This is a genomic window from Candidatus Chloroploca sp. Khr17 (assembly GCF_004138165.1).
Lineage (GTDB): Bacteria > Chloroflexota > Chloroflexia > Chloroflexales > Chloroflexaceae > Chloroploca.
Genome location: NZ_RYFF01000007.1, coordinates 58,211 through 83,482, shown reverse-complemented (window position 1 = coordinate 83,482; position 25,272 = coordinate 58,211). Strand labels below are relative to the sequence as shown.

The following is a 25,272-nucleotide window of genomic DNA, read 5'->3' as shown; positions in this document are numbered from 1 at the left end:
TGGCATAATACCATTACCTTGGTATACGTAGTCCTATGCAGATTCCTCACTCCGCTCCGCTCCGTTCGGAATGACAGAGGACACGCTGGAGCCGACAACACGGTTTGTTGCTTAGGAGCGGAGCGAAGCATCTCTGCCGAGGGGACGCCTGAGACCCTTCGCTGCGCTCAGGGTGACAAAATATCAGAAAACTTCGTTCACAGACTAATCAGTAGTGTGTCAACAAAGTTTTCTGGTAGCGCCGCCGACCACGAATACTGAGCACGAATAACCGAATATGGGCGTTGTGGTGCGGTATTCGTTTCTTCGTGGCCCTCATTCGTGGACGGCGAACGACCCCAGAAAACATACTTTACAGACTAATCAAGTTCTGCCCAAACAATAAGGATCATTTGTGTCTCATTCACGATCAATCCAGCCAACCACACTGATGCGCTCAGTCGCAATGAGTGCGCTTCTGGTTCTCTCGTGCGTGCATATCTTCCTTGTGATGCGCTATGCTGCGACGGTCATTCCTCTGGGTGGCGATGCTCGTTCGTATATCGCCGCTGCACGGGTCTTGCGTGAAGGTCAGAATCCAGTCGAGGTGCAGCTTGAACGGTTCCTTCCCGAGGCCGAGGCTGAGATTCCAGTTTACCTCTACCCACCCTTCCTGGCGCTGCTCTTGCTTCCCCTTGCGCAGTTGCCCTATGCTACCGCGCTTGCGCTCTGGATGATTCTGGTTGGCGTAACAACGCTTGTGCTCATCATTGTACTGCAACGTCTGGTTCCATGGTATGTCGCGTTGTGCGGTGTGCTCTTCTTTTTGCCAACCTGGCAGTCGCTCTGGCTTGGGCAAATTAATGCGCTGATTGCGGTGCTGCTGACGCTTGCGCTGCTGGCTTGCGTGCAGCAGAAAGATGTGCGTGCTGGCGTTGCCTTGGCGATTGGTGCCCTGTTGAAAATCACCCCAGCCTTGAGCTTGCTTGTCCTTGGTTTTCACCAACGGTGGCGTGGTCTGGTCGCTGCGGCCGTGACCGGATTGATCGTGGTGGTTGGCTCACTCCTTCTCACGACCATTGATGTCTGGTATACCGGATCGCTCTATGCTGCAACCAGCACCTGGACTTCACCCCTTTTGCTTTCGTGGACCGCCATTCTGCGTCAGCAGCCTGGAAGCATCGCTACGGTTGGGCCACTGGTTGTGACGGCAATCATGCTGCTCGTCAGCCTGCTCCGCATGCGTCAGCTTAGCCCGGCCATGGGTTTTGCCGTGAGCATCATTCTGCCCCTCCTGATCGCAGGGGTGGTGTGGCACTACTCGGCCGTCACGGTTCTCCCCGCCCTTGCCGTGTTGTGGCAACACAATGCACGCGCACGCCTGCTTGCACTGGTCACGTGGGCCATGATCTCGCTGATAGGAGGGATCTTTCAACCGATCATGCTTACGCTCTGCTGGCTTGTTTGTTGCTGGCCGAACCTGCTGGGATCGAGAGAGAGCCTCTCGGGAACAAGTGCGATAAGCAAGGTTGATCATATTTCAGGCTAGAGGGTTTATGTTTTTACCACCTTCGTCTTCGCTTCAATTCCGGCCTGGTCGTAGCTCATTTGCGTTCGTGAGGCTGCCGGTATCTGGGCTTGTCCAAAACAGAGCGTACCCCAACAGACGGGTAGCAGCACCAGTGCCAGTGGCTGCGTGGCAGACAACGTAAGCAAAAGCCATGTTGCTCCTGCTAACCATCGGTTTAAGCCACCAGATGACCAGAGCACGGCAAGAGCAGGTAACGCCATCACGAGGTGATGACTCCATCCGATTGGTGCGGTAAAAAGTGGCACCAGCAAGATGGCTGCCAGTGCAGTGGCTGGAGCAAGATGCCTGGCTCGATATAAGGTAATGGCTATTAGGCCACCTGCCAGGCCCATTGCTATCAAACTAGACCCCGACAACCCTTTTATCAGTGAACCCAGTGAAACAAGCGTTGCGGTTTGACGCTCGATTTGAAAAGGCACCAGAAAACCCTTCAGCCAGGTATCGAGGCTGATGCGTGGCAAGGTGATGATTACAACCACGCTTGCTATGCCTAGGCTTGTCATAAGGGTGCGACGTGGGTGATAGAACATAAGAACAAGAAGCCCAGCGAGCGGGGTTATTTTGATCATAGTGCCAAGAAAAAGAGAGAATATGCTAGTAAAAACGCGATGATTTGATATACTATTGATACTGATGATGAATAATAAAGCAATGAGAGCATTGACCTGTCCGTTATACCAGCTTTCCCAGATTGGTAAAAAGAAGAAAACCGAAAACCAGGCTATTTTCCATTCCATCAGTTGTTTTAAAGAGAAAACAAGAAGAACATTTATAATCCCAATAATCAAAATCCATATATACATAGCCATTTGCATGTTCATCGAAACTATTGGCATGCATAAAAAAGCAAGAAATGGTGGATAAATATAGGGTGTATTTTGCAAATAAAATCGTGATGTCAATAATGTTCCTTCAGGAACCAGATCACGCAAACTTTGCGCATAGGGATCACTGCCGCTCATCAGGGCACGCGCTGCGGCTATATAGCTCCACGCATCAAAGCCAAGAGGAATCATGCGGCTCATTGTGATTACATAGATCACAATCGGTATCGTTAAGATGATCATCAGGAGCATAATGAAGCGTTGACGAGATCGATCAGTCGCAAAGATGATCATAGAGACCCTGCCTGCTTGCCCTACTTCCGCGCCACAATCACCAATGTCGCACATGTCAATTCATCACGGGTATACGCACTCAGTTCGGCTTCGAGTGCGGGGGTGAGCCATTGTTCGCCTTCGCGTAGGTTGCAATATGCCTTGAGAATGGCAAAATGTTGCGCAAAGGCTTCGAGATACTGGTGTTTCCGCCACTGGTTGAGCGGGACGGTAAACGGTCGTCGCCGCTGGCGTAGATGATCCCATGGTTCGGCCCCTCGCGGGAGTGTCCGCAATGGGTATTGTGTGAAACTGACATTATGCCCACCCGACGGGCTCGTAAAGAGGTGGATGCCAATCCAGAGCATGCCTCCTGGACGCACAACCCGGGCGAGATCTTGCACGACCGCAGGGACATCCAGAAAATGCTCAAAGGCTGCCTGCGAAACAGCAAGATCAAAACTAGCGGCAGCAAAAGGCAGAACCGTGACGTCGCCCCCCACTAATCCTTGCGCGGCCATGGCCGCTTGCGTCAGACCCAATTGCGCCGCAAACATCCGCCGCAAAACCTGGTACGCCCCTCGCCTCCAACCTTTGCCTGGTCGATTGACATAATCAATGCCAGTCACCTGATGATTTGCCTTGCGCAACAACGCATACTGTGGCCGCAAACTCCCGTTGCCGACATCGAGGATCGCACGTGGTTGACGTAGATCAAGCCAGGGCTCAAGATCACGGATGCGCTGGGCATAGGTCTCAGCCTCTTTCGCGGCCCTTTGGCCGGTCAGCATCTGCCAGGCATAACGGGGGTAATCGCTGGGAAGTGGGCTCATGGGGTTCCCTTACTATGCTGTTCCTGCACGGATCAGCAGTTCCAGTGTCTGTTGGGCTGTCGCCTGCCAACTGAAGGCCTTGGCCCGTTCGATGCCACGTCGTTGCAACTCGACGCGCAGCGAGGAGTCGTCCAGGGCACGCCGCATAGCTGCCGTTAGGGCGGTGGTGTCGCCGGGTGGAATGAGGAGCGCGGCCTCACCGGCCACCTCGGAAAGCGAGCTGACATTGCTGGTGATCGTCGGGCAGCCACAGGCCATTGCCTCAAGGACAGGGAAGCCGAAGCCTTCGTAGAGCGATGGGAAGACAAAAAGGTCGGCACCGCTGTAGAGCGCGACGAGATCGGCCTCGGAGACGAGGCCTAGTCGCCTGATGCGGTTAATGACGGGACTCGCTGCAATCCGTTGCTCCAATGCGGCGCTCGGCCAGACCGCAGGCCCAACGAGAACCAGGTCGTGCGTGATCGATGGGGCAATTTGCTCAAAGGCCCGAAGCATCCCGAGCAGGTTCTTCCGGGGATGATCGCTGCCAACCGATAAGATGTAGGGCTGCTGCAGATCGTAGCGCCTGCTTACGTCCGCAGCACTCCTTGGGTGAAAACCCAGTGGGACACCGGGGTAGATGACCTCGACTCGCTCAGATGGCGTAGCTGTCAGGGCCAACAGATCGCGCCTTGTCGCTTCAGAGAGCGCCGCAATCCGTGTTGCTCTGCTCGTCAGCCCTGAAACCGTGCAGCGAATGTAAGCTTGTTCGCTCCACGGCCACTGTTCCGGGAAGCGGTGGTACATCATATCTGGCACCAAGACTACGGTTGGACAGGGTACATAGAGTGGGCGCACATGGGCCGGACAGTAGAGCGCATCAACACCAAGCTGACGGCAGAGCATCCCAATCGCCACATGATCCCACCAGAGACGAGCAGCGGCAGCATTGGGTGCCGGTGCCAGCGGCGCGATTCGAAACGCACCACGCAGCTCTTCCGGTACGTGCTGATCAGAACCCACGAACAACGTCAGTTCATGCTCGGTATCTAGCTCGGCGATGGCACGGAGCAGACCCAGCAGCAGCGTCTGCACCCCGTAGCCCGCATACGCCGGGCCGAGCAGGCGCGCAAGGAAGGCGAAATGCATAAACTCAGTCCCTCTTGTGCCCATTGGGGCGTTGAGTGAGCAGCCATGCCCAAAGCAGAAGATACTCGCGAGCGTAAAGCGTTTGTTTTCCTATCGCTTCGGCAAGCAGCATAACTAGTCCACGCATCAAATAGTTAAAACTTGTTGCTAACCAGATTAGATTTTGCTGTCGATTTGAAAGACGATAGTAGTGAATAAAATAACGCTGTGCGCTCAGATACTCGCTCCGTTTTGCCCAGACTTTGACCCGTGAAAGTGTTTGATCACCTAGGTGGGTGATCGCGGCCTCGGCAACAAAGCCAATCGCTCGTCCATGGCGTTGAAAACGGTGGCACCATTCTACATCTTCATAGTAGAAATCAAAACCTTCATCAAGAAAGCCGACTGTCTCTACATCGCTGCGTCTGAGCAGCATACATGCCCCACTAATAGAAGGAACCGGCCCGCTACGGCGGCGGGTAACTTGTCGTATCAACCAACGTTGCCAGAGGCGACCCAACGGCAGCCCGGCGTCGAGCAGCCCTTGAGCGATAAGGTAGTCGAGCGGGGTAGGGAGATCGCGGGCGCATACGGGTTGGAGCACGCCATCAATACCAACTAAACGAGGGCCAACCATAGCATAGCTTGATTCGGCCCGCAGCGCCTCAAGCAGCATATCGAGTGCCCCCGCCGGAATCAGCGTATCGTTGTTGAGTACCAGCAGGTAGTCGCCACTCGCTGTACGCAGCCCCTGGTTATAGTTTTTGGCAAAGCCCTGGCGTGTAGGTGCCATCAGTCCTCGTACTTGTGGGAAATGCTCGCCAATAACTGGAAGACAAGCCTCACGTGAGCAATTATCAACCACGATGACCTCAAAAGACACTTGCGGTGGATGTTGGTAGATGGATGCAAGGCACGCCAGCGTATCCCTCAGCCCATCGCTATTGACGATGATGATCGAGAGGGTAGGCACGTTATGGGTTGGTGGCTGATGATACGTCATCGTCATTGGGTTATGTTCAGACTACAGCGATTGTTCGTCCGTACGCTGGCTTATGTTTCGCCATAGCCACACACTGGGGGCAAACCAGATCGCTAGGACGAGACCCACGCGCAGCACGGTAGCTATGATCAACTCTTTCATGCTTGCTGTCGAATGGAGCGTAACGATTTGGATAAGAAAATATGTTGCAAGACATAGGGTCAATATCCCAGCTAGCACGGCATAGAGGCGCAGCGCAGCTGCTGGCTGTTGGAAAATGAAGGGTTGGGCCAACATAAATAAGGCTATGACCACTCCAAGCTGAACCCAGATACTGTTGAAGGCAATTGCCTCTATGCCACCGCCGAGTTGGATCGCCATGAAGTTTGCCGTTACATTGATGATCAAGCCTCCCACCCAGATGCTCAAATGCTGCCATTGACGATTTACGACAGCCGAGTCAAGGATCAGGCCCGGCACAAAAGTGATCGTCAAGAGCACAATGCTGAATGCTAAGATGTCGAATGTAGGGGTTGCTACCGCAAATGCGGGTGCTACAAGCACGACAAAAGGTCTAAATCCAGCCTGAGCCATGTTAACCAACACACACGCTACCAATGTCGTAAAAATAGTTATGCGGGCACACTCTTGGCTTAGGCGCTCGGCAGCACCAACCCGACTCAGCTCTGACCAGAGGGTTGGTGTAAGAATAGCCGAAAACTCGGCAAAGGCGACCAAGATAATGTTAATAGGGCCACTGACAAAGTTGTAGTAGCCGAGGTCTTGCACCGGCAAAAAGATCGCGACACTACTGGCACCTACCAGCCGATAAGTCCAATAGATCAGGCTCATCAAACTCAAGGGTAGCCCGACTACGACGAGGCGACGCAAGGTAGACTGATCAAAGCACGGACGTAGATGCAGCGGTGTGCGTAGCAGATACACGCCGACCAAGATCCACTCTACGACGAGGGGGGCAACCAGTAGGCTAAACGCTCCAAGTGGATACAACAACGCTACGGTGAGCACTGGTACCCCAATTGCTCTGAGTGCATTGATTGGGGCAACAAGATCAAGCCGCTGGTGGGCTAGATGTAGCCGCATCAGCATCCGGTAGAGCGTGGTACCGAACGCCATCAGCGGTGCGAGCAGAAAGCCAATGCGGCGAACTGGCTCATCGAACATGAAGCTCATTGCAAGCAACCCAAGCGCTGGCAAGATACTCCACACCAACTCACCGGTAAAAGCAATGCGTTGGATCCGCTCGGCTGCGGCCTGCTCCCCGCGACCAAGTCGATCAAGAAGCTCACGTTCACCGCCATCGAAGATGCCCAGGCGCATAAATGAGGCATAGAGCAGCGCCAGAGTGACCAACGAGATTGAACCAAACTGCTCAGGGCCAAGTGTACGGGCAACCAGTAGGCTTGCCGCAAAGTTGAGCACCGCACCGATCTGGGTACCAAGGGTCAAGCGCGAAGACCGACCCAGCATAGTCAGTGGGTTGAGCTTGGATGCTGGTGACGGAACTGTCGTCACGAGTGCCTCATAATGCGCATGACTTCGGCGGCAGCACGTTCGGCCGACTTGCCATCGTTGAGATGAGTGCAGTAGGCGCGTAGGAAACTGTCGTCGGGCTGGTTCACCTCAGTGAAGTCTCCCCTGTTTAACAGCGTTCGTACCGCTGCTTCAAACTCGTCAGGTGTGATGGCTACGGTGGCTCGGCGGCGCAGCAGGTCGCGGGCATCGGGCAGTTCAAGCCCTTCGATTGGATCGGGATCGTAAACCACAATTGGCTTCTTGGTCAACAGCACTTCGCCAAGAGCCGTGATCGCGTGGTCAACAATAATGGCGTCAACAGCCCACATCAGGCGGGTAAGGGGCAAATCGTGAACAATCGTCACGTCTGGGAGTTCGGCCCGAATGAAATCGGGAACAGGGTTATAGCTGCTATTGGCGAGGCTAAAGTCCTTGTAGAGCAGCCGCACGCTCGGGTAGCCCTTGAAGATGCGGAGGATACGCTGCTGGAGCTCGAAGTAGGAGACATCGGGGTAGCCAGTTTGTTCACCAAAAGGTCGCGCTGGTCCACCAAAATTGGTGGGGATATAGAGGATGAGTGGACGTGGGTCATTACGGTGCAATAGCGCACGAAGTGACGAGATGAGTAGTTTGCTCGTTCCGGTGCGTAGAAAATCCAGGCGAGCAGATCCTATTAAGCTAATTTGTGCTATCGTTTCCGCATGTCTAAGTCGGTCACGCTCAATCAATTGAGCGGTGCCAGAGCCATAGACAAAGAACAGATCGGTGTTAACTAAAAAATGTTGCCAACCGACAGTTCGAATACGTGATGAACTTCCATGCTGATACAGGATACGCGGCACGTTAGCTGCAGCCGCTGCTTGCATCATTGCCCCACTCAGCGTCTCGCCACCTGCATCCATACCGATGACGGCATGGTAGCGCTTGCGTGCGAGTTGCACTGCTGCACGTTGGTGACCCGACCAAAGTTGGGGGATAATCTCGTGCCACCAGTGAGAGAACTGCTGTTGAGCTCGTTGCACAGGTTGAAGCCCCCAGGCCTTGAAGAGTTTCCATAACATTGATTCTGGGGTGATGCTCTTCCACAGCTGATGCAGTAACGTTTGAAGTCCAGCATCAAGTGGTGGATCAGCACACGTCGGGCCGTGGCTTGTCCCGGGAACATACATATCTAGCCAGTCGATTGGTATACCTTCGCGCCGTAGTATTGTAATAGTCGGATCTAAATCATAACCTCTCCCAATAGTTAATAACCGCATACGTTTGTGTGCGGATGTGATCTTTGGGATTGGCACATTCATCAAGCCGGTTTTATAGATGTGGCGTACTTCGGCCCACCATTTGCTGCTTCCAAATTGACGCTGTGCGGCCATGATCAAGGGATTTATATATGATCTGATGAATCGTTCAAGAGCAAATCGTGAGTAAGGTAAAGATCGAGTTGTTGAGTTTTGTGAAATGGTACTATTATGTTCAGAAACCTCTGGGAGGATCTTGAATGGTACTCCGCAGTATGAGGCTACTTGTGGTAGTAGCAGGCTTAAAACAGATTGATCCTCAACAAAATTCCAACGAGGCTCAATCTCATGATATGGCCAGCACAGTACATGATTTGGCTGATATTGCTTAAATAACCGTTGGAGGATGTGCCACCCCCGATAGTACTCGCCAAGCCAAGATTGTAGTACGAGGCACCATGCCTGTGCTGGACCAAACTGCGCATCAGCAAATTGCGGAATGTGCGCCTGCAAAGAGCCATCAATCTCATCAATCCACTCAAACGAACTAGTGAATATTTGACTGCTATTACAAGCTAATTCCTCATCACTATAGATGTCTTCAGGTTTTATGTAGGTGCGACCTAGGCGTTGGCATGCCCACGCTGCGTCAGGGGTTAGGGCAACGATGGAGATCTCAGGTTCAGCTATTTGGAAGGCCACAATCTGTCGGATTTGGCTGGCCGTCTCGCATAGAATGATACGCATCAAGATCTATCCTCGTCGTATGTACCCACCAACTCCCAACTGAGCGGCGTACCTCGTTCGATAGCTCGTACTGCGCGCCGACCCAAGACTTCGGGTAGGTACTTTGGGGCCAAGCCGTGGGCTGGACGGATCGAGCGCACGTTCGCCTCGGTAAAAAGCTCGCCGGCGGCGACATCAGCTACAACAAAGAGCGAACGGCGAAAGACTTTGCTCGCCGTTTCACGCTCGCTCACGCCATAATGAACTCGCCCAAGTGCTCGTTCGGCGACGCGGATTGCTTCAACCATTGCCTTGAACTCGTGTGGTTCAAGCGAGAAGGCGCTATCGGGCCCAGGGACAGCGCGTGACATGGTGAAGTGTTTCTCAACGATGGCGGCACCTAGTGCGATTGCAGCTACGGGAACCGCGATGCCCAAGGTATGGTCGGAGAGCCCGACTGGCACCGCGAAGGCCGCAGCTAGGTGTGGAATGGTATGCAAATGCATCTCTTCCGGTGGTGAGGGATACCCGCTGGTACACTTGAGCAATGCAACCTGCGTCGCTCCAGCCCCCCGCGCCGTTGCGACCGCCTCTTCGATCTCGCCCAAACTGGCCATGCCCGTCGAAATGATCATTGGCTTGCCGGTGCGAGCGATCTTCGCGATGAGGGGCAGATCGATGAGCTCAAATGATGCGACCTTGTAGGCAGGAACATGCATCTCTTCCAAAAAATCAACGGCTGTCGCATCAAAAGGTGTCGAAAAAAGATCCATACCTAGATCTTCAGCTGCTTGCTTCAGCTTGGGCTGCCATTCCCAAGGTGTGTAGGCCTCCCCGTAGAGATCGTAAAGGTTACGCCCATCCCAGAGTGTTCCGCCACCGATCTGAAAGGGGGGAAGGTCGCTATCAATGGTGATCGTATCGGGAGTATAGGTCTGGAGCTTGATCGCGTCGGCACCGGCCTCGTGGGCGGCATGAATCAGCCGGATCGCCTCGTCGAAATCTTGGTTGTGGTTGGCCGAAAGTTCAGCAACGATGTAGGTTGGTGCATCAGGGCCAATGTGTCGATTGTTGATCTGCATAAGGTTACTCAAGCGACATCCTCCTTCCGCATAAGGATCAGGCACAAGGCATGGACTCCATGCACGTTAGATGGGCTACGTTCAACAAAGCCCGCATCTAAAAAGGCGCGTAATGAGATTTGATTATCTGGCTTTAGATAAGCGATGATCTGACGAATAGGCCACTCGGCAAAAACAGCCTCTGCCCCTAGACGAATGATGGTGCTGCCATAGCCTTGGCCACGTGCATGCTGAGCAATGCCGACCGAGATAACTGCTTCGTGGTGCTTGCGCTCAAAACGCACTTGACCAATGGGTGTGGCCTTGGCATCAACCCCGATCCAGATCCGATGCTCTTGGCTTGCGATACGTTGGGCAAACCATGCCATATGCTCTTCCCAAGGGATTGATGCTGAAGAGAATGAGGCGGCCCGTGTAGTTGGTTCATTCGCCCAATTCCAGATCAGGTAGCAGTCTTCAGTGGTAGCTTGTCGTAACGTGATCGGTTCACGGCAGAGCTTGGCAATCACGCGATTGGCTCCATAGCCATCGATCAAGTCTTGACTACTGTGTGTTAGTTTGTGGCGCACATCGGCGTTGGCTAGGAGGCTACATATGGCACCTGCAATCGTCTCGGCAGTTAATTGGCTGTACCAACCTAGGCATATCCCCACGCCTGCCATAGCAAGGGCTGTCGCACTGGCATGTTGGTTTTCTGCAAGCAAGATATACAACGTGGGCAAGCCCATGCGGGCTAGCTCATAGGTTGTGCTGCCTCCTGCACTGATCGCGATATCGGCCCATGCCATGAAGCCTGACATATCAGTAACGTCGTGCCGAATGCGCATAGTGTGACGACTGTTGTTCACTGCCGTCTGCTGATCTTCATAGTGCAGATTGCCGCTGCCAGCGACGATCACGATCTCTAGTTCAGGGAGGTCAAGGAGTTCAAGCGCCTGTATGACTTTGATCGTCACGTTGGGGGGATCGGATCCACCCAGCGTAACGAGCACCTTGCGCACCACTGGCGCAATCTCGCGTCTCCAACCACGCCAAGGCCAGAACTCGCGCCTTAACAGCGCGTAGCGTGCCCCGAGTAACAATTTTGTATTTGATGCACGATTAGTGTATAGACTTTTATTGGCATAAATATTTTGATTGAAGATCAGATCAGCATCATAGCGATCAGCATGACCATAGTCGTCAATGAAGAGTACCTGTAGCCCGGCGTCTTTGAGCGCCCGTTGGTAGCTGCTGCCGAATTGGTAGCCATCAACCACCACCCATGCAGCACGGTACGCACGAGCGATCGTCGCAGTCTGCGCAGCATCGGCTGGGCTACCCGGCTCGGCATCAATCAGTCGTACATCCACCGCCTCTGCGCGTAGTCGCTCGTGGAGTGCGGGAGGGAGCGTCGCTGCTGCAAGCATACCTGTGCCGTCGCTATCTTGCCAGGCCTGGGCGATGGCCAGACAGCGCATCACGTGGCCTGTGCCCATCTGAGTGCTTGCGTCGGCACGGATGATCAGGTATTGCATGGTTTCGGTTGCCATGTGTGGCTACTGGCATTGATACGTGCCAACTCGGGATGTGCTCGGGCATACGCCACGATCACCTCATAGCCTAGCATGCGTGTTCCAAGATCAAGATCGTCGTAGAGCGACCGCACAAGTTGCAAATCTTCAGCCGTATCGACTGTCCAGCGTAGGTCAGCCGCGTTATGTGGGGCATGCACTGAACGACGCAGAAACAGATCGGGGTATTCAGCGCGCATCACCACTGTCACGTGCTCACGCGCTGCGGCTGAACGGCCTAGGCGCTCGGCGCGGAGCAGCGTATCAAAGAAGAATGCCTCGACATCAAGCCCGTGCGGAAAGGTACGCTCCTCGACATTACTCACGTAGTCGCACTCTGCGCGGTGGTTTACCAACTCATTGATGATTTGATCGGTTACCTCAGGATCAATGAGGGGACAATCTGCGGTTACCCGTACGACGACATCAGCACGCGCTTGGTGTGCTGCGCCAACATAGCGTGCCAGCACATCAGGTTCGCTCCCACGGAACCAGCCAACACCTTCGTGTCGCGCCAGCTCAATGACCGAATCATCAGCAGGATTCGTTGTTGTGGCTATGATGATTTCGTCAGCCGCCTTACAGGCTTTCAAGCGACGCAATTGCTGGGCCAGCATGGGTTGCCCAGCAACATCCATCAGGATCTTGCCCGGTAGACGGCTTGAGGTCATCCGTGCCTGAACAATAATCACGCGTCTCATAGGCGTTCCTGCGCTACGTCACGGTTTCTCGAAGAGCCAATAGGTTACATCATCCCAACCTTCATCACGACCAAGCAGACCTGTCTGGCGCAACTGTAAGTCGGGGAACAACTCTTGGTAGATACGCCCATAGTCACGTTTAAAGAGGGCTGCATGCTCACCACGGTAGGAGATCTCCGTCGTTTGTTCTGCATAGTACTCACCGCAAAGGACATAACGTCGCGAGCAACGGACGATCTCAGCCATGACCAGAGGCAACGTAGTTTCAGGCTGATGGATCAGCACTCCCATGGTGAAGACCAGATCGAACCAACGATCGCGGAAAGGCAGTTCACGGGCGGGACTATAGAGGGCATTGACCCCTGGGACGAGGCGATGTAGTTCAAGAAGAGCTTGCTGATTAATATCAATGCCATACACTTGCTCAGGTGGTAGCTGTGAAGCGATATGTTGCAGGTTGCCGCCGAGATTGCACCCAACCTCAAGAATGCGCTGGACTGGGAACGCAGCTAGCGTTGCTGCCCAGAATGCCGCACGGTGTTCGCCGGCAGTGCGATTGCGCTCAATATAGGCATTTCCGAACTCACCTGACCACAATTGCTCCAAACGTTTGGCTTCTGCAGCGCTACGTGAGTCGTTGCTCATAGGTCTCCTCATCTAGCAAAACGATCATCTTGGAACTTTGATAGACAATGAAAGCATTACAAGCTTTACCTATCATCTACAGGCGCACCATAAAACCATGTTCGTGGAGATATCGTTTCGCTTCAAGTGGGGTTTGTTGGGTAAAATGAAAAATACTTGCTGCTGCTACTGCCGATGCTCCCCCCTCACGCAAGACAGATGCCATGTGTTGATAGTTACCTGCACCGCCTGATGCAATCACAGGAATGGAGACGGTAGTAGAAACTTTGGCCGTAAGATCATTGTTATAGCCACTCATCGTACCGTCGCGCTCGATCGAGGTAAGCAAAATCTCGCCAGCACCACGATCCTGAACTTCTTGTGCCCAACTTGCAGGATCTCTCCCCGTAGCAATGGTGCCAGCATGTGTAAAGACTTCATACTTTTGCTGAGCGTGGCATCGGACATCAATTGACACAACGACACACTGTGAACCGAAATGATTTGCGATCTGAGTAATCAGATTAGGTTCTTCAATTGCAGCAGTATTGAGTGCAATTTTGTCGGCACCCACCTGTAAGAGATGTCGTACATCCTCGATAGTACGCACACCACCACCGATAGTAAGTGGCATAAAACATTCATCGGCAAGTTCATCTACTAATTCAAAATCTGGGGGACGCTTATCTCGTGTTGCTGTAATATCAAGCAAGATAAGTTCATCTACCTCACGCATATTGTAAACTCGGATGGCTTGCATTGCGCTCCCGACGCGACGCCAGGCATCAAAACCTACGCCTTTGACTAGTCCTACTTCTTTGTATAGCAGCGTTGGCATGATCCGTATTTTTGTCGGCATAGCATACTTCCTACAGTGTCAAGAAGTTACGGAGCACTTGAAACCCGATGCGTTGACTCTTCTCTGGATGAAACTGTACCCCATAGATATGGTTACGCTGCACGACTGAGGCAAATCCACTTGCGTATGGTGTTCGCCCAACAATATCATCCGAGTTGTACGGACAAAAGTGGTAACTGTGAACAAAGTAAAAATCACAACCTGATCGAATCTCTTTAAACAGATGCGATTCTCTTTCGATATGAACTTCATTCCAGCCAATATGAGGAATGCGCCGATCCTCGGTTGTTGGGATAAGACGCTGAACTTCGCCATCGATCCATCCTAAACCGGGTGTTTCTCCACCCTCCCATCCAGTTGTTGCGAGCAACTGCATGCCAAGGCAGATACCTAAAAATGGAATCTTGTGCTCAAATACTTGGATAGCTAATGCTTCGACAAACCCTCGAAGATGAAGATTACTTATTGCATCTTTGAACGAACCAACACCAGGGAGGATAATGCGATTAGCCTGGGACAACTGATGAGGATGGGTTATGATCAAAGGTGATCCGCCGCACTCTTCCACTGCTCGGCTAACCGAATCTAAATTACCCATATCATAGTCAATGATTGCAACAATATTCATAACTTGCCTTGCTGAAACCAAGTTCACGCGAGATTGTCATCGTTGACTCGCGTAAGGTTGCCCAGTTTGTCTTTCATGAGCTTTCCTCGATTATCACACACAAACAGTTTCTTATTGGTAAATCGATCACAGATGCGTATGAATTCATCTAGCGACATGTCAATACTATCAAGAATGGTTTCAAGGCGTACGCCCAAATACTCCCACGGAAATCTACCATCTAGTTTTTGTACGAGTTTTATGGCATCCTGACGCGAAATTCTACCACGCCGAATATGGAGACAGGCAAGATCGGTCGTACGACCAAACCCATACTTAAGGAATTTAAAGTAATCATGGATGCCAGTATGCGCATTATCAAGATTCTCGTAATTAACCAATGAACCCTCAACGGGTTTGTGGTATGTTTGAAAGCCATGGGCTTGGGCAATGAGCGCGTTACTGTAGCCATCCCAAGGCAAATAATATCCCAGAAAGAGCCCAGTAACCCCAACCCTTTGCAGTTCCTCATCGGAGGGGTACGTAAATTGGATGAGGTGGTGGTTCTGAATACCGACTTGCCCGATCAAATCAGAGACACGCAAGCCAAGTAGACCCCCAAATTCCTCAAGCCAGCGCCGTGTGAGAACATTATTCTCTGCTGCCGATGCTGGCCCGCCATATTCATGTTGCGAGTTTTCGCCCCAGATGATCAATGGAATATGAAGCTGCACAGCTAAACGCACTGGGATGGTAAAGATCGCTACATGTTCTGGCCATGATATATCACCCACTTGCTCCAACGCCAAGCGATTGATGCGACGCCGTATCACTGGGTTTGGTGTAACTTCAATATAATCTACACCCTGATGTTTGAGATTCTCAATATTTTGACGCCCTATCTCAGTCAAGTGATCGGTTGATGCAGTAATACATAGAGGGTTCATTCCTAATTCAAGCATACGAATAACCTGAAAGTGGCTGTCTTTCCCTCCACTAACTGGCACAATACAATCGTAATTATTGCTATGCTTTGCTCGATACCGTTCAAGAATATTCAGTAATGCTTGCTTGCGGCTTTCCCAATCAATCACCGTCCGCTGCTCATAACTTCGACAGGCATTGCAGACGCCCTCTTCATCAATCAAAAGATCGGGTTTTGTTTCAGGCATAACGCATCGCCGACAATAGCGAATATGGTACGAACCCATAGGATTACTCCTCAGTTCAAGTCATGCTGCATAAAAAGCAGTGACGATCTTTTCGACAGATATGACCACATCATCCACATCCTGCTCACTCATTGCTGGAAACAGCGGTAGGGTCATTAACTCTTCGTAGGCTGCTTCCGCCACTGGGCAGAGGCCCGGCTCAGTGCCAAAGCGCTGCCGATAAAACGGGTGTAGGTGGACAGGGATGTAGTGGACGTTGACGCCAATGCCTTCGGCACGTAACGCTTGGAAAATGGTTGATCGGTCAATCCCCAGAGCGTTCAAGTCAAAACGTATCACATAGAGGTGATAGGCGTGAGTGGTTTCGGGGCGGACGGCCAGTGGTCGCACCGAAGTCATCGCGGCAAAGGCGGTATCGTAGCGGGCGGCAATAGCCTGCCGTCGCTCGACCCAACCACGCAGTTTAGTGAGTTGACTCAATCCCAAGGCACACTGGATGTCACTCAGGCGATAATTGTAGCCTAGATCAACCATTTCGTAGGCCCACGAGCCTTGTTGCTCGCGTTGACGATGGTCGCTGGTAATGCCGTGGTTGCGGAAGAGCCGCATGCGCCTGGCTAGCTCGGGGTCGTCGGTGGTGATCAGGCCTCCCTCACCAGTGGTAAAGTGCTTGACCGGGTGCAGGCTAAACGTGCTCAGATCGGCCAGGGTGCCGACGGCCCGGCCGCGGTCGCTTCCGCCGACGGCATGGCAAGCATCGGCGATGATGCGCAGTCCGTGGCGTGCGGCGACAACTCGCAAAGCCTCATAGTCGCAGGGTTGGCCGGCGTAGTCAACGGCGATGATCGCTCGCGTGCGGGGTGTAATCAGTGCCTCAACCCTGGCGGGATCAAGCAGCAGAGTCTCCGCATCCACATCGGCGAAGACGGGCGTACCACCCTGGAAGACGATGCAGTTCGCGCTTGCGGCGAAGGTCATCGGCGGGACAATTACCTCGTCGCCTGGGCCAATGCCAAGCGCATAGACGGCAGCATGAAGCGCAGCAGTGCCGTTAGCGACGGCCACCGCCTCACGGGCACCGACGAATGCGGCAAATGCCTGCTCGAACTCGCTAACCTTCGGCCCGGTGGTCAACCAAGCCGAATGCAATGTCTCGACAACAGCTTGCACATCGTCATCAGTGATCGTTTGGCATCCGTAGGGCAACATAGTCTGGCGCACTGGCCTTCCACCATAGAGTGCGAGCGCTTGGTCAAGAGCGTGCGGCCTACTCATTGATGAGCCTCTGCAGGTCGGCATGGTTCAGCCAGTTGGTGTTGGTATCACTAGCGTAGGAAAAACCATCAGGCGGGCGCACCCCTTCACGCCAGCTATGGTACCCCCAAAACGGCTGTGAGGGCTCAATCACATAACTATCGTCGAGTTCAACTGCATGGCGAGCTTCGTCCTGTGAGAGCAACATCTCGTGTAGCTTTTCGCCCGGACGGATGCCAATCAACTGAATCTCACAACCCTCAGCGATCACATTGGCTAAATCCATCAGCCGCATACTCGGGATCTTAGGCACAAAAATTTCACCACCATGCATACGATCGATGGAGTTGATGACAAACTCAACGCCCTGGCTTAGGGTCAGCCAAAAGCGCGTCATACGCTCATCGGTAATGGTGATGACCCCACGCTTGCGTTGCTCCTGGAAGACAGGGATGACACTGCCACGACTACCGAGGACATTGCCATAGCGCACACAAGCCAAGCGCGTCTCGCTATCACCAGTGTAAGAGTTGGCCTGCACAAACATCTTTTCGGCACACAGTTTGGTCGCACCATACAGATTGACTGGATTGACGGCTTTATCGGTGCTCAACGCTAGCACTTTTTTGACGCCTTGATCAATGGCAGCGTCAATAATATTTTTAGCGCCCAGGATATTGGTCTGAATGGCTTCAAACGGGTTATATTCGCAGGCAGGCACCTGCTTGAGCGCCGCAGCGTGGACAACAATCTCAACACCGTTAAATGCACGGTAGAGCCGGTCACGGTCGCGCACATCACCAATGAAGTAGCGCATTGGCGATGTGCCACTGTCGGAAAAGACCTGACGCATCTCATGCTGCTTCAGTTCATCCCGACTAAAGATGATCAACTTCTTTGGACGGTAGTCACGGAGCACAACCTCGGTAAACTTTTTGCCGAAGGAGCCTGTCCCGCCGGTGACAAGGATCGTTTTCCCATTGAGATCACCAAGTTTCATTTGGAACTCCTTGTCTCGCTATGCGATCCGGCGCTTAGCTGTGATCCTAGCAAAAACTTGTACGCGATACATGTTACACCTCGGCGCTTGAGCGCAACTCATTTGCGACTGGTCTACAAACTAGGATGTACTGATAGAAGATAAACTCTTGCACAACAGGTACTACCGAGAGGGCACAGCCAATGGCGTGAAGAAACCCTCTGCCATAGTCATAAAATGAATATTTACCGACGATACGCTCGGTCTGAAGATTAGCATTCTGAGTGAGTCTCATAGCCGATCGACTGCCTAATCTCTTTGTTAGATTATAGCAGATGGCTATTACCAAGAGGCTTGCGTCTGTGCCAGACGCGATGCAACTTCGCTCGCTTCATCGCTTTTATTGTAGCAGATGGGTATTACCGATCGGTGTTGCCTTGCGCTCAACGCCGCATGCGCATCAGCACAACCGCAATGCCCTGCTGCACCCGTGCTTGTTGCCACAGCACGATGAGCAAAGCTGGCAGGTAGATGAACCCAAGTAGGTAGGGCCTGCTCGTCCAGAGCGTGGGATGGGTTTGCCAGACATAGAGGAAGCCACTCCACGCCGTCAGGGTCAGGACGATCATCTGGCGTCGTGTTTGCGGGATCATCCATAATAAGAGTTGGTCGTAGAAAAAGTAGTGTTGTGGGGTGATGGTCAGCAGAAAAAAGAGGCGCGCCTGCCGGTTACGCCAGAAGAAGAGGCTGGTGAGCAAGAGTGGGCCAGCCCATGTGAAGACAGGAACGAAGCCCTGATACTGACCTGTCTGGGTGATCCAGCGCACCGGCCAGTCAGGCATCACAAGCAGCGATAGTCCCACGATGGCCGCTGTGCCGATGATCGCGTAGCGGTTCCAGCGCATAGTTAGGGCTATCGGCAGCGCCAGCGTTGGTTTGGCAAGCAGCAGGGGCGCTAGCATCGGGAAGAAGAAGACCGCCATCAACAGCGGACTCCACTGGATGCTTTTGAGGGCCATGACGTACGCAGGCGAGACAAAGACGATCAAGCGCCAGTACTGCCCATCACGAAGCAGACCATAGGCAAGCAGGGCACTGCCACCGCCAAAGAAGAGCATGATGCCGAGGTTGTCGGGGAGCAAGGCCCATGGCATCACGACGATGGCTGCGGTGAGGGGATAGGGAACAAGGTGCGGTGAAACGGGGTGGCGGTAGGGATCACGGTTGGCAACCAGATCACGGGCGGCTTGAAAGGCCCATCCAATATCGGTCAAGGCCTGATCGAAATTGGGGTGAACGACATTGACGAGCAGACCCGCAATGATCCCGATGCCGCAGGCAAGCCAGAAGCGCGGTGAGCGCATCATTGTTTTTGTGGGGCTTCGCATTGTTTGTCTGTCACGGGTGGATGATCAACCCTACGCCCGCTGCGACAAATAAACCTACCAACACAGGCGTATGATCAATTGTTGGGTATAGGATCGCTGTCCACGACATCGCGGACATTAATGCTAACATCCACCATTGACTCGGGCCATGCCAAAGCAGGACTTGATCGTGCCAGGGCCGTTGGGGTGTAAGGCAAAAGATCAAAAACCAGAGATGTTTACGATTCAATCCTCGGTAGGGTAGAAGAATGGTTAGGAGGCCTCCAATTGCGAGTGGAGCATAAAGTAGGGGAAGAAATCCATCATATGAATCAACTTGTGCGAGCCAGCGATTGGGCCATCCAGGATCGGCGAGCCAGCTGAGCACAAGAAAGAGGCTGGTGTACACGAACTGTCGCCACCGCACGTTGGCGAGAAAGATCCCCATCCCCAGTTGTGGTTTGATCGGTGTCAGCCACGTGAGCTTTGGCACCATCAGGATCGCGAGAAAGAGGATGCCCCATTGTGCATAGATGACGTTGTACCAAAAGGGCCAGCTTGCGAGAACCCAGAGTTTTGCCAGGTTGCCACTATGCGCAATTCCATAGACGAGGACACCGGTTGACAATGCGATCATGCCTGCGCCAACAATATCTAGTGGCAACCAGCAAGCAAAGGGTAGTAAGACAAGAATGGTTGTCATCGGGTTGGAAGGCCATCCGTTGGTTGGATAATCATAGGGTGGTTGACCTGCCCACCAGAGTTGGGCAGACCCATACGCGAGCCAGAGATCGTTTGTTTGCAATCCCTGGGTCAATCGGATGCTGCCTACGATGAGTCCAATGGTGAGGGCAAAGAGGAAGGCTCCTCGCATACGTTTGACCTAATGATGTCTCTTCTTACCTGGAAATTGTGGCAGATGGGGCGGATAGCCACCCGTTGGCGCTATGGTGTGCCATCGCGCTCTCGGTTCGTCACATGGCCTCTATTGTAGCAGGTGGGTATTACCAGTACTGGTGTGGAGCCTTGCTTAGAAAAGCCGCATGCGCGTTAGCACAAAGGCAATGCCCTGCTGCACCCGTGCTTGTTGCCACAGCACGATGAGCAAGGCTGGGAGGTAAACGAAAAGCAAGAGGTATGGCTCGCTATACCACAGCGAAGGATGGTTGTGCCAGGTAAGCATGATGCCGATCCACGCCGTGATGGTCAGAATGAGCATCTGCCGACGTGTTTGTGGGATCATCCATAACAAGAGTTGGTCGTAGAAAAAGTAGTGTTGTGGGGTGATCGTCAACAGAAAAAAGATGCGCGCTTGCCGGTTACGCCAGAAGAAGAGACTGGTGAGCAACAGGGGGCCGGCCCATGTGAAGAGAGGAATAAAGCCCTGATACTGACCTGTCTGGGCAAGCCAGCGCACCGGCCAGTCAGGCATCGCAAGCAGCGATAGTCCCACGATGGCCGCTGTGCCGATGATCGCGTAGCGGTTCCAGCGCATGGTTAGGGCTATCGGCAGTGCCAGGGTTGGCTTGGCAAGCAGCAGGGGCGCCAGCATCGGGAAGAAGAAGACCGCCATCAAGAGCGGACTCCACTGGACGGTTTTGAGGGCGATAAAGTACGAAGGTGAAACAAAGACGATCAAGCGCCAGTACTGCCCATCACGAAGCAGACCATAGGCAAGGAGGGCACTGCTACCCCCAAAGAAGAGCATGATGCCGAGGTTGTCAGGAAGCAAGGCCCATGGCATGACAATGATAGCTGCGGTTAAAGGATATGGAACAAGACCCTCTGCAATGGAGTGGCGGTAGGGATCACGATGAGCAACCAGATCGCGGGCGGCCTGAAAGGCCCAGCCGATGTCGGTCAATACGCGGTAAAAGTCGGGGCGGATGATGCCAACGAGCAGACCCGCAATGACTCCGATGCCGCAGGCAAGCCAGAAGCGCGGTGAGGCAAGCATTGTTTTAGGCAGGCTTTGCATTATTGTTTGTCTGTCATGGGTGGATTTTGAACCTATCACAATAAGATAGACGGAGTATCAGACACATCCTGGCTACGGCGTTGTCGCCAGCGAAAACATCGCAGCTGCATGTCCAAAAGCTTGATCAAACCAACGATTACCTTGTGCTACGTCAAGATATGCCACAGGCATAGGCTGATACCCATAAATATGCAGGATCGGTTTTTCTTGATCGGTAATAACCAACAATAAGCTTGGCGCATGTTCGACATATGCAAAGAGGAGCGGGACACGGTCAGGTGGCACAAGAAAGATGCGTGGTTGTTGCGCGGCTGTTTTTAAGCGCGCGTAGGGTTCTTCGGGACGCTGGGCATCAGTAAGGGCCAAAGATGGACGGCGCACATAATACCAGAGTTCATATGGTTCGAAACGTGCATCGCCAAAGACAAGATCGTCTGAGGATGTATGCATCCGCAGCCACCACCCTGCCGCCTTGAGGCCTGTATCGGGAAAGACCCCGCCCTGCGCCTGACCAGCACCAATCACTGATCCAAAGTTCAGTGGAAAGATGATGGTCAATGTGCGTAAGCCCAAAAAAATGGTCAGCACAGCAACGAGACCCAGTGCTCCCCAAGCTTGCCAGGAGGAACGCCGCGCACCAAGGTCTGCGACGATCAGCGCTGCATTGAGGCTCAAGGCCACCATGCCCATCACCAGGTAGGCGGTTATATTTGCGCGCGTGAATAAGACAAACGGAACAAGATAGCCCAACGCCCAGATGAGGGGCAAGGTGCGGCGATCAAGCCGTAACAACCAGGGCAGCGCCGCGAGGGCGAGACCAACCAGCACAACCAAGCCGACAACACCAACCACAAAGACCGCATTCGTCCAGAATGCGCCCCCGTAGATCCCGATCTGACGATCTGACCCGTCAAACAGCCGTGAGAAGACCCCACCCTGGAACGCCCAACCCAGGCGTGAGGCCACCATCAAAACACCATTGCCAAGAATGATCATGAAAGGCAGCAGTAGAAAACCCGGTCGTGTCAAGAGGTAACGCGTACGCGCCAGACGCTCCCAGAAAGATGTCGTATGACGAACACCCAAGCCTGCGGCTGCACAAATAAGCGCCAGTAAAATGGGAAAGAAGAGATCGATGAGCAACGCAAAACTAACCGCAAGACTGGCACGACGCATAGATACTCTTGTTGGGTTTTCGCTGTAGATGAGCACAGCCCACAGCGCAAGCAGCTGACTTAGGGCCATCAAGGTCACATGGGCAAGTCCCGAACTGCGCGACGTCACGGCATGGATCGGTAACACGCTTATGAATAAGGCCGCATAGATGCCAGCTCGTTGCCCACCTAAGGCTTTGGCAAACTGGGCTCCGGCATACAGCGTCATCAGACTGATGAGCACAAACGGAAGATTCCACCACCACTCGGTAATAGTGATGCCAATGCTGCCTACCAGGGTCATCGCAACCATCCCAATGAGCACCGGCACCATCCCATGAACACTGGTAAGCGCTTGCCAGCTTGGTGCTGGAGCTTCGATGAGGCTTGCAAGACTACGCGGGTAGAAAAAGGTGACAATTGCCGCTAGTTCGGCATGATCGCTGCTGGCAAACGGGCGATCATTCTGGTACAGTCGTAGCACCGCTGCAAGCACCAGGATCATGATCAGGATGACGTGGTACCAGAACGTGGGCCGTTTGATCACCTGGGCCAAGCTCATATTATCTAGCATAACATCCCATGAAACTTGGACGCGCTGGCGAAAGAGGTGAATTTGAGCCTCCAAGCTCATATTATCTAGCATAACATCCCATGAAACCCTAGTTTTACCTTGATTGCGATCACGTACGAGGGTGAAACAAAGTCGATCATCGGTCAGACCCTAGTCAAAGTCAGGGTGAATGACATTGATGAGCAGGCCAGCAATGATTCCGATGCCGCAGGCAAGCCACAAGCGCTGTGAGGCCATCATTGTTTTTGTGGGGCTTCGCATTGTTCGTCTGTCACGGGTGAATGCGGCTCGTTCGGCTTGCCCCCCACCACCGTCCCGCCCTGCGCTGCCATGCCTGCGATGATGTAGCCAAGATCAATTGGCCTCAAATTCAGTTCTTGGCACCCCAGACTGACGAATGATTGAAAGTAAACGAAGTTTACCCAACTGTTACCTCGACGCTTGTTACAAAAACGTCAGGATGGAGTCGATCAAGTACCTCATCAGGTGAGGCGACCTCGAAGAAGAGTTCGAGAGCTTCTTTTAAGTTTGCTCGGGCCTCTTCGATGGTATCGCCCTGGCTTGCAATATCGAATTCGGGGCAGAGGGCAACGTAGCCATTTCCTTCACGTTCAATGATCGCGGTGAGTTTTCTAATCATATCCTCGCTCGTTTCGTTTGCTATGCTCTGCAAAGAGCAGTTTACCTGCTGAGGCAACTTTGTCGTGGTACTCGGAACCGCCCATCGCCCAAGCCCACCACCGTCCTGCCCTGCGCCGCCATGCTTGCGATGATGATCGATGAGGCGAGGCGGCCTTGGGGCGAACGCGCCCTTTCGCGCTGGCCTCTATTGTAGCAGATGGGTAGGCGTGCGAATACGGGCCTGAGGGCTACGCTCAGGGCGATTGCATCATACGAAATCGGATACAACGGGGCACCCGCAAGGGGTGCCCGTACCGGGGTGGGGCACCCGCAAGGGGTGCCCGTACAGGGCCGGGGGGCGGGCCCGGTGTAGGGGCACCCCTTGCGGGTGCCCTTGCGGGTGCCTTGGCGGGGTGCATACACGGAAGATGCAATCGCCCTGTCGCGCTCCCCGTTGCCTTCTTCGTAATGCGCCTCTGCTATGCTAGATCCAATACCTTTCCAATAAGCTCACGCCAAGCCGCCAAGGCGCGAAGGATGAGCGACCTTCTGCTAAAAACCCTTTGCGCCCTTGCGCCTTTGGGTCAAAAAACCCTTTGCGCCCTTGCGCCTTTGCGTCAAAAACCCTTTGCGCCCTTGCGCCTTTGCGTCAAAAACCCTTTGCGCCCTTGCGCCTTTGCGTCAAAAACCCTTTGCGTCAAAAAGCTGTGTGGAGGTGCTTCGATGCTGTCTGATGCGAATCCTCGTTTGCCCCGGCCTCGCCCTGGTTTGGAACGCTTCAATCGTGATTGGTTTCATCGGCGGCGCTTCTGGATCTGGGGGGCCGTGGCTCTTATCGTTCTGTTGGAGTTGCTGTTGGTGTGGTGGTTGCTCTTTCCCGCTGCCCCCGGTGGCCTCGATGGGTGTCTTGCGTCGCCCGAGGGTGCACCGGTGATGGCGATGGTGACCGTTGGTACGCAGCGCAAGGCGACCTATGCTGATGGCTGTTTCTTTTTTGCCGAGCTTCCGCCGGGGCGTCAGCAGGTGGTGCTTGAGCCAGCTGCTGGCGCGCCGGTGCGCTTTGAGGTGGTGATTGTTTCTGATCAGGCCCTGGCGCTTGGGACGTTGATGATCCCGTGATGTTCAGCAGAGGTGGTGTGTGATGCTTCTCGATCCAGGAAAAACAGGCCAGTCGCTGGTTGAATATAGTCTGTTGCTCGCGCTGGTGGCCCTGGTTGCCATCGGTGGCCTGACGCTGCTGGGGGGCGGTGTTTCGCGGGCGTTCGAGCAAGCCGAGGGTGCGCCATCGGTGCTTGATCTTACCGCCGATTTTCTCGGTCGGATCAATGCGTTTTATCAGCTGAATAATCGCTGGCCGCGTAGTTGGGGGGATGAGCGTTTCACTAACCTTGGGCTCGATCCGGCTGATTGGAGTCAACCGGTGGCCGGGGTCGTCTGGAATCCGAATGGGCCGCGGATCGGGTTGGGGAATCGGCCCGGCGATAATCTGCAGATCTATGTCACTGATCGGAATAATACGGTGCGCAAGCTCTATGATGGCTGGAATATCTGGTGCGAGGCGGCTGATGGCAAGTGCTATTACCATACCGTCGCCCCCGAAAATGAGGTTGATCTGAGCACGCTGGTGGTGCGTGAGGAATAGGGTACGCTAGGCGCAC

Annotated in this window: 24 protein-coding genes; 3 read left to right on the top strand and 21 right to left on the bottom strand. The window is 53.6% G+C overall.

Translation table 11 applies throughout. The features are described 5' to 3' along the window. Positions 1–394 precede the first annotated feature (394 nt). A complete protein-coding gene (locus tag EKD05_RS06410; RefSeq protein WP_129671613.1) occupies positions 395–1,528 on the top strand; it encodes a glycosyltransferase family 87 protein in 1,134 nt (377 codons plus the stop codon). A 5-nt stretch (positions 1,529–1,533) separates the two neighbouring features. Here EKD05_RS06410 and EKD05_RS06405 read toward each other — a convergent pair whose 3' ends face one another. From EKD05_RS06405 to EKD05_RS06305, 21 genes are all read right to left on the bottom strand, one after another. Then, positions 1,534–2,688 carry a glycosyltransferase family 87 protein gene (locus tag EKD05_RS06405; RefSeq protein ID WP_165360616.1) on the bottom strand — a complete coding sequence of 385 codons (1,155 nt, stop codon included), beginning with the start codon at positions 2,686–2,688 and terminating at the stop codon, positions 1,534–1,536. 20 nt (positions 2,689–2,708) lie between these two features. Then, on the bottom strand, positions 2,709–3,500 hold the full coding sequence (locus tag EKD05_RS06400; protein ID WP_129671611.1) for a methyltransferase domain-containing protein: 792 nt from the start codon (positions 3,498–3,500) through the stop codon (positions 2,709–2,711). 12 nt (positions 3,501–3,512) lie between these two features. Further along, a complete protein-coding gene (locus tag EKD05_RS06395; RefSeq protein WP_165360615.1) occupies positions 3,513–4,628 on the bottom strand; it encodes a glycosyltransferase family 1 protein in 1,116 nt (371 codons plus the stop codon). A 4-nt stretch (positions 4,629–4,632) separates the two neighbouring features. Further along, positions 4,633–5,616: a glycosyltransferase family 2 protein gene (locus EKD05_RS06390; protein ID WP_129671609.1), complete on the bottom strand. Its 984-nt coding sequence runs from the start codon at positions 5,614–5,616 to the stop codon at positions 4,633–4,635. A 15-nt stretch (positions 5,617–5,631) separates the two neighbouring features. Then, positions 5,632–7,125: a lipopolysaccharide biosynthesis protein gene (locus EKD05_RS06385; RefSeq protein ID WP_129671608.1), complete on the bottom strand. Its 1,494-nt coding sequence runs from the start codon at positions 7,123–7,125 to the stop codon at positions 5,632–5,634. Beyond that, positions 7,122–9,110, bottom strand: coding sequence for a hypothetical protein (locus EKD05_RS06380; protein ID WP_129671607.1), 1,989 nt, complete (start codon positions 9,108–9,110; stop codon positions 7,122–7,124). Before EKD05_RS06380 ends, EKD05_RS06385 begins: the two co-directional genes overlap by 4 nt. Beyond that, complete coding sequence (pseI, locus tag EKD05_RS06375) at positions 9,110–10,171, bottom strand: pseudaminic acid synthase (RefSeq protein ID WP_129671676.1); 1,062 nt, start codon at positions 10,169–10,171, stop codon at positions 9,110–9,112. Before pseI ends, EKD05_RS06380 begins: the two co-directional genes overlap by 1 nt. Positions 10,172–10,179: 8 nt before the next feature. Then, positions 10,180–11,703 (bottom strand): UDP-2,4-diacetamido-2,4,6-trideoxy-beta-L-altropyranose hydrolase, encoded by a 1,524-nt coding sequence (gene pseG, locus EKD05_RS06370; protein ID WP_165360614.1) that lies wholly within the window; start codon positions 11,701–11,703, stop codon positions 10,180–10,182. After that, a complete protein-coding gene (locus EKD05_RS06365; RefSeq protein ID WP_129671606.1) occupies positions 11,676–12,425 on the bottom strand; it encodes a cytidylyltransferase domain-containing protein in 750 nt (249 codons plus the stop codon). Before EKD05_RS06365 ends, pseG begins: the two co-directional genes overlap by 28 nt. A gap of 18 nt (positions 12,426–12,443) precedes the next feature. Then, entirely contained in the window at positions 12,444–13,070 is a 627-nt protein-coding gene (locus tag EKD05_RS06360) for a pseudaminic acid biosynthesis-associated methylase (RefSeq protein WP_165360613.1), read from the bottom strand. 76 nt (positions 13,071–13,146) lie between these two features. Then, positions 13,147–13,908 carry a glycosyl amidation-associated protein WbuZ gene (gene wbuZ, locus EKD05_RS06355; protein WP_129671604.1) on the bottom strand — a complete coding sequence of 254 codons (762 nt, stop codon included), beginning with the start codon at positions 13,906–13,908 and terminating at the stop codon, positions 13,147–13,149. A gap of 10 nt (positions 13,909–13,918) precedes the next feature. Next, complete coding sequence (hisH, locus tag EKD05_RS06350; protein WP_129671603.1) at positions 13,919–14,536, bottom strand: imidazole glycerol phosphate synthase subunit HisH; 618 nt, start codon at positions 14,534–14,536, stop codon at positions 13,919–13,921. Between the two features lie 23 nt (positions 14,537–14,559). Then, on the bottom strand, positions 14,560–15,687 hold the full coding sequence (locus EKD05_RS06345) for an N-acetyl sugar amidotransferase (RefSeq protein ID WP_370374879.1): 1,128 nt from the start codon (positions 15,685–15,687) through the stop codon (positions 14,560–14,562). Between the two features lie 60 nt (positions 15,688–15,747). Continuing rightward, positions 15,748–16,962 (bottom strand): UDP-4-amino-4,6-dideoxy-N-acetyl-beta-L-altrosamine transaminase, encoded by a 1,215-nt coding sequence (gene pseC / locus EKD05_RS06340; protein ID WP_205703866.1) that lies wholly within the window; start codon positions 16,960–16,962, stop codon positions 15,748–15,750. Continuing rightward, positions 16,955–17,941 (bottom strand): UDP-N-acetylglucosamine 4,6-dehydratase (inverting), encoded by a 987-nt coding sequence (gene pseB, locus EKD05_RS06335; RefSeq protein ID WP_129671601.1) that lies wholly within the window; start codon positions 17,939–17,941, stop codon positions 16,955–16,957. The genes pseC and pseB overlap by 8 nt, the downstream gene beginning before the upstream one ends. 73 nt (positions 17,942–18,014) lie before the next feature. Further along, positions 18,015–18,215: a hypothetical protein gene (locus tag EKD05_RS06330; RefSeq protein WP_129671600.1), complete on the bottom strand. Its 201-nt coding sequence runs from the start codon at positions 18,213–18,215 to the stop codon at positions 18,015–18,017. 148 nt (positions 18,216–18,363) lie between these two features. Beyond that, complete coding sequence (locus EKD05_RS06325; RefSeq protein ID WP_129671599.1) at positions 18,364–19,287, bottom strand: hypothetical protein; 924 nt, start codon at positions 19,285–19,287, stop codon at positions 18,364–18,366. Positions 19,288–19,318: 31 nt separating this feature from the next. Continuing rightward, positions 19,319–20,161 carry a hypothetical protein gene (locus EKD05_RS06320; protein WP_129671598.1) on the bottom strand — a complete coding sequence of 281 codons (843 nt, stop codon included), beginning with the start codon at positions 20,159–20,161 and terminating at the stop codon, positions 19,319–19,321. A 156-nt stretch (positions 20,162–20,317) separates the two neighbouring features. Then, positions 20,318–21,265, bottom strand: a complete 948-nt coding sequence (locus EKD05_RS06315; protein ID WP_129671597.1) for a hypothetical protein — start codon at positions 21,263–21,265, stop codon at positions 20,318–20,320. A 72-nt stretch (positions 21,266–21,337) separates the two neighbouring features. Then, complete coding sequence (locus tag EKD05_RS06310; protein WP_129671596.1) at positions 21,338–22,993, bottom strand: hypothetical protein; 1,656 nt, start codon at positions 22,991–22,993, stop codon at positions 21,338–21,340. Between the two features lie 418 nt (positions 22,994–23,411). Further along, complete coding sequence (locus tag EKD05_RS06305; RefSeq protein WP_129671595.1) at positions 23,412–23,633, bottom strand: type II toxin-antitoxin system HicB family antitoxin; 222 nt, start codon at positions 23,631–23,633, stop codon at positions 23,412–23,414. Between the two features lie 704 nt (positions 23,634–24,337). Here EKD05_RS06305 and EKD05_RS06300 point away from each other — a divergent pair. Next, positions 24,338–24,733: a carboxypeptidase regulatory-like domain-containing protein gene (locus EKD05_RS06300; protein WP_129671594.1), complete on the top strand. Its 396-nt coding sequence runs from the start codon at positions 24,338–24,340 to the stop codon at positions 24,731–24,733. 19 nt (positions 24,734–24,752) lie between these two features. Next, positions 24,753–25,256 (top strand): hypothetical protein, encoded by a 504-nt coding sequence (locus EKD05_RS06295; RefSeq protein ID WP_129671593.1) that lies wholly within the window; start codon positions 24,753–24,755, stop codon positions 25,254–25,256. Positions 25,257–25,272: the final 16 nt, after the last annotated feature.

What these genes read in the sequence shown, in the direction of transcription:
- EKD05_RS06405 (WP_165360616.1), bottom strand. Translation starts at nt 2,688, where the DNA reads ATGATCATCTTTGCGACTGATCGATCTCGTCAACGCTTCATTATGCTC.
- EKD05_RS06400 (WP_129671611.1), bottom strand. Translation starts at nt 3,500, where the DNA reads ATGAGCCCACTTCCCAGCGATTACCCCCGTTATGCCTGGCAGATGCTG.
- EKD05_RS06395 (WP_165360615.1), bottom strand. Translation starts at nt 4,628, where the DNA reads ATGCATTTCGCCTTCCTTGCGCGCCTGCTCGGCCCGGCGTATGCGGGC.
- EKD05_RS06390 (WP_129671609.1), bottom strand. Translation starts at nt 5,616, where the DNA reads ATGACGATGACGTATCATCAGCCACCAACCCATAACGTGCCTACCCTC.
- EKD05_RS06380 (WP_129671607.1), bottom strand. Translation starts at nt 9,110, where the DNA reads ATGCGTATCATTCTATGCGAGACGGCCAGCCAAATCCGACAGATTGTG.
- pseI (WP_129671676.1), bottom strand. Translation starts at nt 10,171, where the DNA reads ATGCAGATCAACAATCGACACATTGGCCCTGATGCACCAACCTACATC.
- pseG (WP_165360614.1), bottom strand. Translation starts at nt 11,703, where the DNA reads ATGGCAACCGAAACCATGCAATACCTGATCATCCGTGCCGACGCAAGC.
- EKD05_RS06365 (WP_129671606.1), bottom strand. Translation starts at nt 12,425, where the DNA reads ATGAGACGCGTGATTATTGTTCAGGCACGGATGACCTCAAGCCGTCTA.
- EKD05_RS06360 (WP_165360613.1), bottom strand. Translation starts at nt 13,070, where the DNA reads ATGAGCAACGACTCACGTAGCGCTGCAGAAGCCAAACGTTTGGAGCAA.
- wbuZ (WP_129671604.1), bottom strand. Translation starts at nt 13,908, where the DNA reads ATGCCGACAAAAATACGGATCATGCCAACGCTGCTATACAAAGAAGTA.
- hisH (WP_129671603.1), bottom strand. Translation starts at nt 14,536, where the DNA reads ATGAATATTGTTGCAATCATTGACTATGATATGGGTAATTTAGATTCG.
- EKD05_RS06345 (WP_370374879.1), bottom strand. Translation starts at nt 15,687, where the DNA reads ATGCCTGAAACAAAACCCGATCTTTTGATTGATGAAGAGGGCGTCTGC.
- pseC (WP_205703866.1), bottom strand. Translation starts at nt 16,962, where the DNA reads ATGAGTAGGCCGCACGCTCTTGACCAAGCGCTCGCACTCTATGGTGGA.
- pseB (WP_129671601.1), bottom strand. Translation starts at nt 17,941, where the DNA reads ATGAAACTTGGTGATCTCAATGGGAAAACGATCCTTGTCACCGGCGGG.
- EKD05_RS06330 (WP_129671600.1), bottom strand. Translation starts at nt 18,215, where the DNA reads ATGAGACTCACTCAGAATGCTAATCTTCAGACCGAGCGTATCGTCGGT.
- EKD05_RS06325 (WP_129671599.1), bottom strand. Translation starts at nt 19,287, where the DNA reads ATGATGCGCTCACCGCGCTTCTGGCTTGCCTGCGGCATCGGGATCATT.
- EKD05_RS06320 (WP_129671598.1), bottom strand. Translation starts at nt 20,161, where the DNA reads ATGCGAGGAGCCTTCCTCTTTGCCCTCACCATTGGACTCATCGTAGGC.
- EKD05_RS06315 (WP_129671597.1), bottom strand. Translation starts at nt 21,265, where the DNA reads ATGCAAAGCCTGCCTAAAACAATGCTTGCCTCACCGCGCTTCTGGCTT.
- EKD05_RS06310 (WP_129671596.1), bottom strand. Translation starts at nt 22,993, where the DNA reads ATGCTAGATAATATGAGCTTGGCCCAGGTGATCAAACGGCCCACGTTC.
- EKD05_RS06305 (WP_129671595.1), bottom strand. Translation starts at nt 23,633, where the DNA reads ATGATTAGAAAACTCACCGCGATCATTGAACGTGAAGGAAATGGCTAC.
- EKD05_RS06300 (WP_129671594.1), top strand. Translation starts at nt 24,338, where the DNA reads ATGCTGTCTGATGCGAATCCTCGTTTGCCCCGGCCTCGCCCTGGTTTG.